This window comes from Aurantimonas sp. NFXS3 (genome assembly GCF_049132005.1).
GTDB classification, from domain to species: Bacteria; Pseudomonadota; Alphaproteobacteria; order Rhizobiales; family Rhizobiaceae; genus Aurantimonas; species Aurantimonas coralicida.
The window spans coordinates 637,820-650,448 of the sequence record NZ_JAGDDZ010000001.1; the positions used below are offsets into that span (position 1 = coordinate 637,820).

A 12,629-nucleotide genomic window follows, 5' to 3' on the forward strand; every position below is an offset into this window, starting at 1 on the left:
CAGATTTTCCCGCCGGCCGCCTTCTTCAATATCAGCCGGGGGTGCGCGCCAGCGGCGAGGCGACCGACAGGATCCGCACCGTCTCGACGGCTTCGTCGGCGCCGGTCTCGGGCTCGGCCCGCGTGCCGATGCATTCGATGAAATGCCGCAATTCCCGATCCAGCGGCATGCCTGGCTCGGTCTCCAGATATTGCGCCGGGGCGTTCTCGAAGGCGAAGGCATTGTCCGTCCGCCACACCGTGTGGGCGTAGAAGGCGAGCTTCTCCCCCTCGGGCGCAAGATCGTCGAAGGTCAGCATGCCCTTGGTGCCGATCACCGAGAAGCGCCGGTCGCGATAGGGCGAGACCCGCGAGACGTGGATTTCGGCGCCGACGCCGCCGGGAAAGTCCATGACGATGTCGGCGATGTCGGTCTCGTCGCTGAGGACGGTGCGGCGGCGGCAGGAGACATCGATCGGATGGGCGCCGGCCAGATGCAGCACCATCGACAGATCGTGCGGGGCGAGGTCCCAGACCACATCCATGCCGAGGAAGCGGCCGAGGCCCATGCGGGTGGAGATCATGTGGCGCAGCGTGCCGATGCGGCCGGCGGCGACCTCGCCGCAGAGCGCCCGGAACACCGGATTGAAGCGCAGGACATGGCCGACCATCAACAGCCGTCCGGCCTCGCGGGCCGCCGCGGCGGTGCGTTCGGCATCGGCCGGGTCGAGGGCGATCGGCTTTTCGATCAGGACGTCCTTGCCGGCGGCAAAGGCGGCGCGGGCGGTGACCCCATGCACCGAGGCCGGCAGGGCCAGGACGAGGGCGTCGATGTCCGGGGAGGCGATGGCGACCTCGGGCGCGAGCGCGGGAACGCCGTATTGCTCGCTGAAGGCCGTGGCGCGGTCCGGGTTGCGGTCGGCGACAGCGGCCAGGGCACCGATCTCGGCCAGGGTGCGGATATGATTCTGGCCCCATTGCCCGCATCCGACGACGGCGATTCTTGGCGACATGGCATGGACCTCAGCTGACATGGCTTCGACCTAGCGAAGCGGCGGACGCCTCGCAAGTCGGGCATGGCAAAGCGCGGCGCAGGGCGTGCAGACCTGCGGGCCGAGGGGCCGGGCGCCACCGCATCGCGGCTTCCTGGGCGAAAGCTCAGCGAAGGCATTGACAGGCGTCCGCGCCCTCTCCTATATCCGCCCTCGTTCCGAGCGGTCGTTGCGACGATCCGCTCCGTGGCGGGGTAGCTCAGCTGGTTAGAGCAGCGGAATCATAATCCGCGTGTCGGGGGTTCAAGTCCCTCTCCCGCTACCAAATTTTTCCAGATATTCCAGGTGGTTAGGTCTCGCATGCCGTAGGCCGACTTGCGTGCGGGCTACTCAGCGTGTCATCCTAGGTGACTAAACGTCAGATTGGATGCGTAGTGACGACGTGGATCGAGTATCAAATAATCACGTGAAGGTGTGGCTTGTGAGAAGTTGGCTCATCCAGGCCTAAGATCCGAGCTTAATTTTCGTCGATATCACAAGCATTTGGGCCTCAGGAAGCAAAATGCATTCCTTCATGCTTTCAGTGGCCGCATTTCCTAGTTTTGTAACAGATAGAGTGCCCTAGAATGTTCTGGTGTTTTCGAATAGTCTTGACGTTGATGATTGTTTACAGTTGATTGAGTCGGTGGGCATCTGCTAGCTCGCTCGCAAACATGGATGTTGATTCTGGTCCTCCGTGAATGCATTTGCCTGCCCTCGGGCAACGGAAGCACCCATGCGAGTAGCCGAAGCGTTCGCGTGCCAGAACTCGGTTTAAACTAAACCGTTTGTAGCATACGATATTGGGAGGAAAAGTGTGGGCAGAATAGCAAAACTACTTCCTTTAGGCAGTCTGCTAATGTTCTGTCTCGTGTCACATGCTGCGGTTGCTCAGTCGGTCAGAGATGCAGCATTTTGCAGTAATGTCGTAGATAGGCAATGTGTCGGTGTAATCCCTCACGGGGCTAGTGTATCTATGAGCGCTCTCGACACTGTTGATGGTCGGAAAGCGTTATATTTCTGGGGAAATTTGCGGAATCCAACAGCCGGTCCTGTAGCGTTTTTCTTTACCCGCGACGGAGAATGCTATGAGCGTGAGCCGGTTTCGCCTTCGGCAAAAGCCCTCCGGGAACTCTCTGGTTCAGAGCAGATCTTTGGCGTTCTTAGTTCTATGACCTTCAGGGAGGTTTGGCATGCACTGGGTCTATCGAGTGCCGAGGTCGGCGCAAGGGACATAAAGGTGAATGTAGTTTTCATCCCGGAGACGAATGAATACAGAATTTATGATTATCGTTTTGCTCTTTGTCCCGGAAAATATTCCGCGCGGTTAATTGATAGTGTAGGCGACCCCCTCCCAGGGAACAACGATTTACGCATTGTTGTAGTCGACTAAAACGCTGAAATAGCCTTCGCTCGGGATCGTAGATCAGTCCATGCGACAATCTAAGCTGGCGAGGTGTAATCCACCCTGGAAAGCTAGCCTCAATCAAAACCCGCTTGTCCGGGGGAGCAGTTCCCCTGTCGCTACCATTCTTCCTGCCTAAGAGCGCGGGGCACTCCCCCCTGTCGTAGCAGCTGGATGCCGGCGGACCCTCGACCTTTGCCGGTCACTCCGCCGGGACGGCGGAGGATGGCGGCGGGGCGTCGGGTTCGCCGGCGGAGGGGAGCTCGGCATAGGCGTCGTGGGCTTCGGTGCCCATGTTGTGCTCGGCCTCGGCATCGCTGCGGAAGCGCTGGCGGTGGCGGTGGACCATCAGGTCGTCCCAGCGCAGGGCGCGCATCAGGCCCCAGGCGATCAGGCACAGCACCACGGCGAAGGGGAAGCCGGCGATGACGGCCGCCGCCTGCAGGGCGCCCAGGCCGCCGGCGAGGAGGAGCACCGAGGCGACCGCGCCCTCCGAGACCGCCCAGAAGATGCGCTGGATCTTCGGCGGGTTGGGATCGCCGCCGGCGGTCAGCATGTCGATGACGAAGCTGCCCGAATCGGAGGAGGTCACGAACCACATGACGATCAAGACGGTGGCGAAGAGGGAGGCGACGCCGGAATAGGGGAAGTAGCCGAGGAGCACGAACATGGTGTTGGCGTAATTCTCCCGGGTGGCCTCGATCAGCGCCGGATCGCCGGTGAGCGATATCGAGATGGCGGTGCCGCCGAAGGCAGTGAACCAGAAGAACATGATCGTGCAGGGCAGGAGCATGACGCCGACGATGAACTCGCGGACCGTGCGGCCCCGGCTGATGCGCGCGACGAAGACGCCGACGAAGGGCGCCCAGCTGATCCACCAGGCCCAGTAGAAGATGGTCCAGCTGTTCTGCCAGTCGCCGGCCTCGTTGCCGGCACGCCAGCTCTCGCTCCAGGTGCCGAGCGGGATCAGACGGCTGATGTAGTAGCCGTAATTGCCGACGAAGCTGTCGAAGATGAACAGGGTCGGCCCGACGATCACCATGAAGGCGAGGAAGAGCAGCGTCAGGACGATGTTGATGTTGGACAGGCGCTTGATGCCGCCGTCGAGGCCCGCGACCACCGAAATGGTGGCCATGGCGGTGATGGCGGCGATGATCGCGATCTGAACGCTGACATGCTCGGGCACGCTGAAGAGCTGGGTGAGGCCGGTATTGACCTGGATGGCGCCGAGGCCGAGCGAGGTGACGATGCCGAACATCGTGCCGAAGACGGCGATGATGTCGACGAGGTCGCCCCAGCGGCCGTAGATCCGGTCGCCGATCAGCGGGAACAGGGCCGAGCGGATCGCCAGCGGCAGGCCCTTGCGGAAGTGGAAATAGGCCAGCGCCAGCGCGACGACCGCATAGATCGCCCAGGCGTGGAAACCCCAGTGCATGAAGCTGATGGCCATCGCCTCCTGGGCGGCGGCGACGGTTTCCGGTTCGGCGTTCGGCGGGGCGAAGAAATGGTACATCGGCTCGGCGACGCCCCAGTAGATGAGGCCGATGCCGATGCCGGCGCTGAACAGCATGGAGGTCCAGGAGAACAGCGAATATTCGGGGCTTTCGTCGGAGCGCCCGAGCCGGACGTCGCCGAAGGGTCCGAGCGCCAGGAAGACCACGAAGACGAGGAGGGCGTTGACGAGGACGATCATCGCCCAGCCGAGATAGCCGGTCAGCCAGCCCTGGACGCCGGTGAAGATGGTGTTGGCGAAATCGCTGAAGATCGCGCCGAAGACGATGAAGGCGACGATCAGCAGGGCGGAGACGAGGAAGACCGGGCGATTGACCTTCGGGAAAATCCAGAGGCGTTCTTGCGGTCGCATGCCAGCCATGGTCGATCGAGCTCCGTTTCGCGTCGTTGGTCAGCTACTTATGGGGCGGTCCGGCGGAAAGTCACGCAATGGGCGCTTCGAAAGGTGGCCGCGTGCCAGCCGGCACGGGCGGGGTCTGGCGTGGCGCGGGGGCGGCCGCGGGGCGGATCGCCCCGGCGTCGGCGGCGAGCGCAAGGGGGAGCCGCTCAGGCGCCGCACCGGTCAGGCGCGCGACGGGACGCGATCGTTCTGGGCGAGGCCGGTGTCCGCATAGGGGCCCGATGGGCGACGGATTCGGCGAGGGCCGCCACGACCTGGCGATCGGCGGGCTCGCGCTCGCGGAAGGCGAGTTCGAGGCAGTAAAGGCCATGTACGCCTCATATGCCGGGGCCTGCCTCGGTTTCCGCAACGGCAGGAAAATCTATGCACATGACGCAATATTTTGCAATTCTGTGGGCGCGTCTCTAGGATTCTGTACAGTCGGCGGCAGGCGCCGGGGGTGAGGCTTGCCGGGCGTGCGGCGGCGGTGGATAGCTCCAGCTCGCTGCGTTGTCGGTGAAATGGCGTGCGGCGATGTCCGCGGAACCGGGAGACTGCCGTGCCGAACGAGGCGCCACACCGCCATGACGAATACGGGGAGGCCGGTCTCGCGGCGCGGGCCGCCTGGCTGTATTTTTCCGGCGGGATGACCCAGGGCCAGATCGCCAAGCGGCTCGGCGTCACCAGCATCAAGGCGCATCGGCTGATCGCCCGCGCCCATCGCGACGGGCTGGTGCGGGTCTTCGTCGATGCGGAAGTGGCCGAATGCCTTGAGCTGGAGGAGACGATCCGCCAGCGCTTCGGGCTCGAGTTCTGCAGCGTGGCGCCGGATCTCGGCGAGGAGACGGCGCTGCCTTTGCGGGTGCTGGGGATCGCCGGCGCGAACTTCCTGAAGAACGAGATCGAGCGCGGCGAACACGCGCTGATCGGCGTCGGCCATGGCCGCACCCTGGCGGCGGCCGTCGACGCCATGCCGGCGGTGGCGACCGGGCGCACGCGCTTCGTCTCGGTGCTCGGCGGTTTCACCCGGCGCTTTGCCGCCAATCCCTACGATGTCATCCACCGGCTGGCGGAAAAGACCGGCGCGGAGGCCTTCCAGATCCCGCTGCCGACCTTCGCCAACACGGCCGAGGACAAGGCGGTGCTGCTGAGCCAGCCGGGCGTCGGCGAAGTCTTCGACCTCGCCTGCTCGGCGCGGCTGGTCTTTGCCGGCATCGGCGACGTGACCGAGGACGCGTTCCTGTTCACCGCCAGCCTGGTGGGCTCCGACGAGATCGGCGAGATCCGCGCCGGCAAGGCCGTCGGCGAATTGCTCGGGCATTATTTCAACGCGGCGGGGCAGCCGGTGGCGGAAGCCGTCAGCGCCCGGGCGCTGTCGCCGACGCTGGACCATCTGCGGGCCTCGCGGGTCGTGGCGCTGGCGGGCGGAGCCGACAAGGTGTCGCCGATCCTGGCGCTGCTGCGCAGCGAATTCCTGGACGGGCTGGTGACCGACGAGGTGACGGCCCGGGCGATCCTGGCGGAGAACGCCGCCGCGTGAGGGCGGTCAGCGCGCGTCTGGGCCGGGGATGGGAGCACGGGCCCGGTTCCGGGGTGGGGCGGCGGACGACAATCGAGAGGGAGGGACCAATGCGCGACAGCGAACGGGCGGTGCGGCAGCAGATCATCGATCTGTGCCTGGAGATGAACCGCAACGGGATCAATCAGGGCACGTCGGGCAATATCTCGGCGCGCCATGGTGATGCGATGCTGCTGACGCCGAGCGCGACGCCCTACGGGGCGCTGACGCCGGAGATGATCGTCTCGGTGCCGCTGGAAGGCGATGGCTCGGACTGGTCGGGGCCGTTGAAGCCGTCGACCGAATGGCGCTTTCACCGCGACATCCTGCGCGCGCGGCCGGATGCGGGCGCGGTCGTCCATGCCCATCCGATCTTCGCCACGACTCTGGCGATGACCCGCCGCGCGATCCCCGCCTGCCACTACATGGTCGCCGTCTTCGGCGGCACCGACGTGAAGTGCTCGGGCTATGCGCGCTACGGCACGGAAGCGCTGTCCCGCGAAGCGCTGGCAGCGCTGGACGGGCGGACGGGGTGCCTGCTCGCCAATCACGGCGCCATCACCATCGGCAGCGATCTCGACAAGGCGATGTGGCGGATGGTCGAGCTGGAGACGCTGGCCCAGCAATATCACCACAGCCTGCTGCTGCCGGGCGGCCCGGTGATCCTGAGCGATGCCGAGATCGCCGAGGTGCTGGAGGGGTTCGGCAGCTACGGCCTGCAGTCTCGCGACGCCATCGCCGGCTGAGACGCGTCTTTCCCCGCGATGCGAACGGGGCGCGGCGCTATCGCGGGCTCACCATTGCAGGCCGGCGAGATGGTGGTCGACGGTGACGCCCTCCGCGGCAATTCGGGCGGCGACCGTCTCGTCATCGGCACCGGCGAGGATGCCGGTGCGCACCAATGCCTTGGCTGCCCCGAAGGACGCGGCGCCGGCCATGTCGTGGTCGATGCTGTCGCCGACGCAGAGGATGCGCGACGGCAGGATGTCGGCGATCAGCGCATGGGCCGCGGCGTAGATCTCGCCATAGGGCTTGCCGACGAAGGTGACCTCGCCGCCGAGCGCCGCGTAGAGGTCGGCGATCGCCCCGGCGGCCGGCACGAGGCCCTGCGGCGTCAGCATCTCGCGGTCGGGATTGGTGCAGATGCAGGGCACGCCGCGGCTGGCGGCGGGGCGCATGCGGTCCTCATACTCGGCCATGGCGATGCGGTCGGCCTGGCTTCCGGCGATGACGACCAGATCGGCGTCCGCGGCCGCCTCGACGGCGCGGCAGCCGAGCCGGTCGGACAAATTGGTGTCGCCGGGGCTCGACAGGGTCAGGCAGCGGATCTCGCGGTCCCGCGGCAGCGGGATGGTGCCGTCCTCGCAGAGACCGATGGCGACGTCGCCGGAAGTGACGCAGGCGAGATAGAGGCTGCGCGCGATGCCGAGACGGGCGAGGCGGTCCTCGTTGAAGGCCGCCGGCCGGCCGGAATTGGTGACGAACAGCACCGGTTTGCCGAGACCGGCCAGTGCCGCAACCGCCTCGGGCGCGCCGGGATAGGCCGCGGTGCCGTCATGGACGACGCCGAACTGGTCGAGGAAGAAGGCGTCGTAGCGTTCGGCGATGTCGCGAAGTCTGTCGAACTGCATGGCGTGACCGGTCATGGGAGGGCGTTCCTGCCGAGGGCGAGACGGGCCGTGCCCGCCGCCGCATCCGATGCCCGCGCCGGCAGAAAGGGCACGCCCAGCATGGCCCGACGGATCTCCCTCCAGGCCGTGTTGACGGCGCCGCCGCCCACCGTGCGGACATTGCGAAGCGGCGGGGCGCCGAGTGCGTCGAGCTTGCGATACCCCATCGTCTCGATCCGCGCGATGCCTTCGGGGAGCCCCTGCAGGAAAATCGTATCCTCCGCCGGTCGCGGTGTCAGGCGCGGGGCAAAGGCCGTGGATCGGCAGGGCGGCACCCGGCGTTCGGAGCGGTGGTCAAACAAGGCGGCGCAGCCGTGGCGATCATGTTTCGCTCCCCCATGTAGCTGTCCGGCTTGTGCTTATCTTCTCAGCGCGCGTAAAAATTTTCACCTTCTGATGCGCCTGTCAAATGACGCTACGGCAGGTTTCTGTATATGAGGTGCCGAAACCCGGCCGAGTCGTCGCCCGCGCCCGGTTCTCCTGGGCGTGACGGGCCGATGCGGCCGGTTTGCTGGGCGTATCCCTCAAACGGGGGATGCGGAGACGGGCGACCGGCGGGACCATGGGAACAATGCGGGCCGGTGCCCGCGCACCGAAGGGCACGATCATGCATCAGGCTGTCGCGGGTGCCACCGTTTCGAGCCGCAGTTCCGCAGGAAGACGTCGACGCACTCTCGTCCTCGAACGGGCGCGGTGCGTGGGCCGGATGGCAGGTGTCGGGCGATGATGGACGGGGCCGGCAGTTTCGGCGGCAGGATGTCCGGCCTGGAGGCGCTGGTGCTGGTCGACGACCCGCTGGTGGCCGCGTTCATCGAGGACGTTCTCCTCGGACGGGAGATCCTGGCGGATTGCATCAGCCTGCCGGCGAAGCTCGGCTACCTTCTGCGCCGGCACTACGACGTGGCCGTGGTCGGCGTCGATGCCCGCTGCCGCTATCTGCCGATGGTGCTCGCCGTGCTCAAGCGCCGGCGGATCCCGACGCTGCTGTTCTCGGCGAGCGGTGACCTCGGGACCTTCGCCGACGAGTACCCGTATATCGCGACCGTCCGTTACGATCCGGACACGCCGGATTTCCTCGGCGACTACGTGCTGCGGGTTGTCGAGCGCGAGGGACATGCGTGAGGCGCGACATGCAGGCGATGCATCCCGCTTGCACGCAGAGGATGTAATTCGTAGCGTCTGATGGCTTGTCGGCCATCGGACGGAGCGGAGCATGCCACGCGGCGAGACGGACCTTGTCGACAGGATCTACGAGGCTGCCTTCGTCGGCGAGTTCTGGCCGGCCATTCTCCACGACGTCGCCGAAGACGTGGGAAGCTGCGGTGGCGCGCTGCTCGACCTTCATCCGGACGGCATGCGCTGGGTCGGTTCGAAGATGATGTCCGACCTGCTCGCCGACTTCGCGGCGCTCGGCCGCCCGGAGATGGATATGCGGACGCCGCACGGACTGACGTCCACCCATCCGGGTTTCATCACCGAGCTCGACGTGATGACGCGCGAGCACCTCGACACCCAGCCCATGTATACGGAGTTCCTGCGGCCCCGAGGCTATGGGTGGTGCGCCGGGACGGGCGTGAAGGTGCCGACCGGCGACAAGCTGCTCTACACCTTCGAGCGCCGCTATGACGACGGTCCCTTCGACCGTGCCGCCGTGGACAAGCTCGACGCGCTGCGGCCGCATCTGGCGCGGGCGGCCGTCCTGTCCGGACGGCTGGAGCTGGAGCGGGCGCATGCGGCGACGGAAATGCTCGGCCTCGTCGGCCTGCCGGGGGCGGTGCTGTCGCTGTCGCACCGCATCGCCGCGGCGAACCGGCTGTTCGAGGCGCTGATCCCCGACGTGATCCGCGACGGCAGCAAGCGCGTCGCCTTCAGCGATCCGGGCGCCGATGCGCTGCTGGCAGATGTCCTGTCGGAAGGCCGAGCCCGGTCGATGCGCTCGATCCCGCTGGCGGCGCGCGAAGGGCATCCGCCGATGATCGCCCATCTGGTGCCGGTGCGGCTGGCGGCGCGGGACATCTTCTTCTCGGCCTCGGCGGTTCTGCTGATCACGCCCGTGACGCGCCGCGAGGTGCCGTCGGCGGACATCATCGAAGGGCTGTTCGACCTGACGCCGGCCGAATCCCGCGTCGCGCGCGGCATCGCCAGGGGCGGCACCATCCAGACGCTGGCAGGGATCTCCGGCAATTCGCCGGAAACCGTCCGCTCGCAGCTGAAGGCGGTGTTCATGAAGACCGGCCTGTCCCGGCAGGCCGAGCTCGTCAGCCTGCTGGCCGGGCTGCATGTTCCGGGACCGGACCCGGCCGCGGCCGGCAAGGCCGACGCGGATTGATGCCTGTCGCCGCCGTGGAGGCGGGGCCGGGACAGCCGACCCGACTGCGCGCGGCAAGGTCAGCTTGCCAAGCGCCGGTCAGCCGGCGAAATCGTGCCATTCCTTCGCCTGGGCAAGGGCGGCATCGCGCAGCCAGGCGATGTCGCTGCCGGAGGCGACGGCGGCGTAGCCCTCGCCGAGAAGCTGCTGCCAGCTGCGGCCCTGGCGCGGGACGGTGGCCAGCGGCTTGCCGGCGCGGCGCACGGCGGCCTCGGCCTCGGCGATCAGCCGCTCGACCTCGGGCGCGCCGGTCTGGTCGGGCATGCCGGCGCTGCCCGACAGGTCGGCGGGGCCGATGAACACCATGTCGACGCCGGGCACCGAAGCGATCGCCTCGGCATTGGCGACGGCTTCGACGGTTTCGATCTGGGGGATGACCATCAGCCGTTCGTGGGCGGTGGCGACATAGTCCGGCACAAGGCCGTAGCGCGAGCCGCGCACGACGGCAGCGGCGTTGCCGCGCTGGCCGAAGGGCGTGTAGAGGCAGGCGTCGATGACGCTCTGCGCCTCGGCGGCGGAATTGACCATGGGCACCAGCACGGCCTCGGCGCCGGCATCGACGATGCGCTTCAGATAGGCGGGATCGGCGGCCGGCACGCGGATGATGGCGGTGGTCGGCGTGCCGTTCAGCGCCCGCATCATGTCGATCGCCGACTGGATGTCGCCGGTGCCGTGCTCCTGATCGATGATGACGAAGTCGAAGCCGACGAGCCCGACGATCTCGGCCGTGGTCGCATTGGCGCTTTGCAGCCAGACGCCGAAGGATTTCTCGCCCGCGGCCACGCGGGTCTTCAGCCGGTTCTCGCGAGCGGTCACGGGATGCGCCATGGGTCTTCCAATCCGTCAGGTTGCCTGATGAAGTGATAGGCGGGAAAGTTGCGGGACGAAAGCGTCTCGCCGGTTCTTTTCTCCTAAGCGGAGGACCATAAGGGGTGAGGCGGCGGGAGCGCGAGGAGGCGGTGCCGCTTGCCGGACGGTGGCGGGCCCGCCCGTTTCGGCATGTCGCCACATCGGCGCAATTGAGGGGGAGGCGGCCATGCAGGCCTGGCAGATCGACGAATTCGGACCGGCGGACAGCCTGATGCTGCGCGAGGTGCCCGATCCTGTGCCGGGGCCGGGCGAGGTGCTGGTCACGGTTAAGGCGGCGAGCGTCAATCCGGCCGACGCCAAGCTGCGGGCCGGCCGCTCGCCGGGGGCGGATGCCATCCGCTTTCCGCTGACGCTCGGCCGGGATTTCTCCGGCACGGTCGCGAGCCTAGGCGAGGGCGTGACCGATGTCGCGGTGGGCGATGCCGTGTTCGGGGTGCTCGACCGCGGCCATGAGGGCGCCTGCGCCGGCAAGCTCGCACTCTCGGCCGGGCTCGTCGCCCGCAAGCCGGAGGCGCTGTCCCATGTCGAGGCGGCGGCGCTGGCGCTGACCGGGCTGACGGCGCTGGTGGCGCTGGAGGACGTGGCGCAGCTCGCGCGCGGCCAGCGCATCCTGATCCATGGCGGGGCCGGCGGCGTCGGCAGCTTCGCCGTGCAATATGCCCGGCATGTGGGCGCGGAGGTGTTCGTGACGGCCAGTGCGCGCAATCACGATTATCTGCGCGATCTCGGTGCCGACAGCGTCATCGACTACACTGCCACGTCCTTCGAGGAGGCGGTGGCCGATTGCGACGTGGTGTTCGACACGATCGGCGGCGAGGTGCATCGTCGCTCGCTGAAGGTGCTGAAGCCCGGCGGCCTGCTGGTGCACATTGCGCCGGGGCCGGCCGACATGGCGACGCCCGAAAACATCAGGATCGTGCGGCCGCATGTCGGGCGCGACCGGGCGCATCTGACGCGGATCCTCGACCTCGTCGCCTCGGGTACTGTGCGGCCGCCGGAGATCGCGACCATGGCGTTCGCGGATCTGCCGGCGGCGCATGAGCGGATCGAGACCGGCCATGTGCGCGGCAAGATCGTGCTCAGCCCGGTGCCGTAAGCGGCGACAGCGGGGCAAAGAGCAACGGGACAGCTGCGCGAGGGCGACCGGAAACCAGGGAGAGAGCCGATGAGCGAGGAACTGCGCCGCCGGATGGTGGAGGACCAGCTCGTCCGCCACGGCATCTCGGACCGCCGCGTGCTCGAGGCCATGGGACGGGTGCCGCGCGAGGCCTTCGTGCCGGAGGCGCTGGTGTCGTCCGCCTATGTGGACGGGCCGCTGTCCATCGGCGGCGGGCAGACGATCTCGCAGCCCTATATCGTCGCGCGGATGCTGGAAGCGGCGGCAATCGCGCCGGGGGACCGGGTGCTCGATGTCGGCACCGGTTCGGGCTATGCCGCCGCCGTCGCGGCCGAGATGGGCGCGACCATCGTCTCGATCGAGCGCGATACGGCGCTGGGCGAGTCGGCGCGCGCGCGGCTGCAGGCGCTCGGCTACGATGTGGCGGTGACCATCGGCGACGGCACGCGCGGGCTGGAAAGCGCCGCTCCCTTCGACGCGATCCTGGTGGCCGCGGCCGCGCCGGCGGTTCCCGCGGCGCTGCGCGCGCAACTGGCGATCGGCGGGCGGCTGGTGATCCCGGTCGGCCGGACGCGGCAGGGCCAGGAATTGCGCCGGATCACCCGGCGCTCGGCCACGGAATTCGACGAGACCGTGCTCGAGATGGTCGCCTTCGTGCCGCTGATCGGGCGCGAAGGCTGGCCGGACGCTTCGGGCGACGCCGGAGACTGACGGGGTGCGGCTCCGGTGTCGGCGGGACGG

12 protein-coding genes and 1 tRNA gene are annotated in these 12,629 nt (G+C 67.5%); 8 read left to right on the forward strand and 5 right to left on the reverse strand.

Annotation, left to right across the window (positions count from 1 at the left end; all coding sequences use genetic code 11):
* Positions 1–31 precede the first annotated feature (31 nt).
* Positions 32–991: a Gfo/Idh/MocA family protein gene (locus J3367_RS02850; protein WP_024348825.1), complete on the reverse strand. Its 960-nt coding sequence runs from the start codon at positions 989–991 to the stop codon at positions 32–34.
* 227 nt (positions 992–1,218) lie between these two features.
* On the opposite strand from J3367_RS02850, the gene J3367_RS02855 reads away from it, so the two are divergent.
* Positions 1,219–1,295: transfer RNA gene (locus J3367_RS02855), tRNA-Met, on the forward strand.
* A gap of 690 nt (positions 1,296–1,985) precedes the next feature.
* Entirely contained in the window at positions 1,986–2,402 is a 417-nt protein-coding gene (locus tag J3367_RS02860) for a hypothetical protein (RefSeq protein WP_155898344.1), read from the forward strand.
* 214 nt (positions 2,403–2,616) lie between these two features.
* Here J3367_RS02860 and J3367_RS02865 read toward each other — a convergent pair whose 3' ends face one another.
* Positions 2,617–4,287 carry a BCCT family transporter gene (locus J3367_RS02865; protein WP_024348806.1) on the reverse strand — a complete coding sequence of 557 codons (1,671 nt, stop codon included), beginning with the start codon at positions 4,285–4,287 and terminating at the stop codon, positions 2,617–2,619.
* A 664-nt stretch (positions 4,288–4,951) separates the two neighbouring features.
* On the opposite strand from J3367_RS02865, the gene J3367_RS02870 reads away from it, so the two are divergent.
* Together J3367_RS02870 and J3367_RS02875 are read left to right on the forward strand one after the other, a co-directional pair.
* Positions 4,952–5,845, forward strand: a complete 894-nt coding sequence (locus J3367_RS02870) for a sugar-binding transcriptional regulator (RefSeq protein ID WP_029702551.1) — start codon at positions 4,952–4,954, stop codon at positions 5,843–5,845.
* An 89-nt stretch (positions 5,846–5,934) separates the two neighbouring features.
* On the forward strand, positions 5,935–6,609 hold the full coding sequence (locus J3367_RS02875) for a class II aldolase/adducin family protein (RefSeq protein WP_024348803.1): 675 nt from the start codon (positions 5,935–5,937) through the stop codon (positions 6,607–6,609).
* 48 nt (positions 6,610–6,657) lie between these two features.
* On the opposite strand, the gene J3367_RS02880 is transcribed toward J3367_RS02875, so the two are convergent.
* Positions 6,658–7,509 carry a TIGR01459 family HAD-type hydrolase gene (locus tag J3367_RS02880; RefSeq protein WP_024348802.1) on the reverse strand — a complete coding sequence of 284 codons (852 nt, stop codon included), beginning with the start codon at positions 7,507–7,509 and terminating at the stop codon, positions 6,658–6,660.
* Positions 7,506–7,835, reverse strand: a complete 330-nt coding sequence (locus J3367_RS02885; RefSeq protein WP_024348801.1) for an FGGY-family carbohydrate kinase — start codon at positions 7,833–7,835, stop codon at positions 7,506–7,508. Before J3367_RS02885 ends, J3367_RS02880 begins: the two co-directional genes overlap by 4 nt.
* 421 nt (positions 7,836–8,256) lie before the next feature.
* On the opposite strand from J3367_RS02885, the gene J3367_RS02890 reads away from it, so the two are divergent.
* Both J3367_RS02890 and J3367_RS02895 read left to right on the forward strand, forming a co-directional pair.
* Positions 8,257–8,655: a hypothetical protein gene (locus tag J3367_RS02890; protein WP_024348800.1), complete on the forward strand. Its 399-nt coding sequence runs from the start codon at positions 8,257–8,259 to the stop codon at positions 8,653–8,655.
* Positions 8,656–8,746: 91 nt separating this feature from the next.
* Positions 8,747–9,862: a helix-turn-helix transcriptional regulator gene (locus J3367_RS02895; protein ID WP_024348799.1), complete on the forward strand. Its 1,116-nt coding sequence runs from the start codon at positions 8,747–8,749 to the stop codon at positions 9,860–9,862.
* 78 nt (positions 9,863–9,940) lie between these two features.
* Here the strand turns inward: J3367_RS02895 and J3367_RS02900 are convergent, their stop codons facing one another.
* Positions 9,941–10,729, reverse strand: a complete 789-nt coding sequence (locus J3367_RS02900; RefSeq protein ID WP_024348798.1) for an HpcH/HpaI aldolase family protein — start codon at positions 10,727–10,729, stop codon at positions 9,941–9,943.
* 208 nt (positions 10,730–10,937) lie between these two features.
* Between J3367_RS02900 and J3367_RS02905 the strand changes: the two genes are divergently transcribed.
* Positions 10,938–11,867: an NADP-dependent oxidoreductase gene (locus tag J3367_RS02905; RefSeq protein ID WP_024348797.1), complete on the forward strand. Its 930-nt coding sequence runs from the start codon at positions 10,938–10,940 to the stop codon at positions 11,865–11,867.
* 69 nt (positions 11,868–11,936) lie between these two features.
* On the forward strand, positions 11,937–12,599 hold the full coding sequence (locus tag J3367_RS02910) for a protein-L-isoaspartate(D-aspartate) O-methyltransferase (RefSeq protein WP_024348796.1): 663 nt from the start codon (positions 11,937–11,939) through the stop codon (positions 12,597–12,599).
* The last annotated feature ends 30 nt before the right edge of the window (positions 12,600–12,629 follow it).

Excerpts from the sequence above, each read along its gene's own strand:
- J3367_RS02850 (WP_024348825.1), bottom strand. The coding sequence starts at position 991 with ATGTCGCCAAGAATCGCCGTCGTCGGATGCGGGCAATGGGGCCAGAAT.
- J3367_RS02860 (WP_155898344.1), top strand. The coding sequence starts at position 1,986 with ATGAGCGCTCTCGACACTGTTGATGGTCGGAAAGCGTTATATTTCTGG.
- J3367_RS02865 (WP_024348806.1), bottom strand. The coding sequence starts at position 4,287 with ATGGCTGGCATGCGACCGCAAGAACGCCTCTGGATTTTCCCGAAGGTC.
- J3367_RS02870 (WP_029702551.1), top strand. The coding sequence starts at position 4,952 with ATGACCCAGGGCCAGATCGCCAAGCGGCTCGGCGTCACCAGCATCAAG.
- J3367_RS02875 (WP_024348803.1), top strand. The coding sequence starts at position 5,935 with ATGCGCGACAGCGAACGGGCGGTGCGGCAGCAGATCATCGATCTGTGC.
- J3367_RS02880 (WP_024348802.1), bottom strand. The coding sequence starts at position 7,509 with ATGACCGGTCACGCCATGCAGTTCGACAGACTTCGCGACATCGCCGAA.
- J3367_RS02890 (WP_024348800.1), top strand. The coding sequence starts at position 8,257 with ATGATGGACGGGGCCGGCAGTTTCGGCGGCAGGATGTCCGGCCTGGAG.
- J3367_RS02895 (WP_024348799.1), top strand. The coding sequence starts at position 8,747 with ATGCCACGCGGCGAGACGGACCTTGTCGACAGGATCTACGAGGCTGCC.
- J3367_RS02900 (WP_024348798.1), bottom strand. The coding sequence starts at position 10,729 with ATGGCGCATCCCGTGACCGCTCGCGAGAACCGGCTGAAGACCCGCGTG.
- J3367_RS02905 (WP_024348797.1), top strand. The coding sequence starts at position 10,938 with ATGCAGGCCTGGCAGATCGACGAATTCGGACCGGCGGACAGCCTGATG.
- J3367_RS02910 (WP_024348796.1), top strand. The coding sequence starts at position 11,937 with ATGAGCGAGGAACTGCGCCGCCGGATGGTGGAGGACCAGCTCGTCCGC.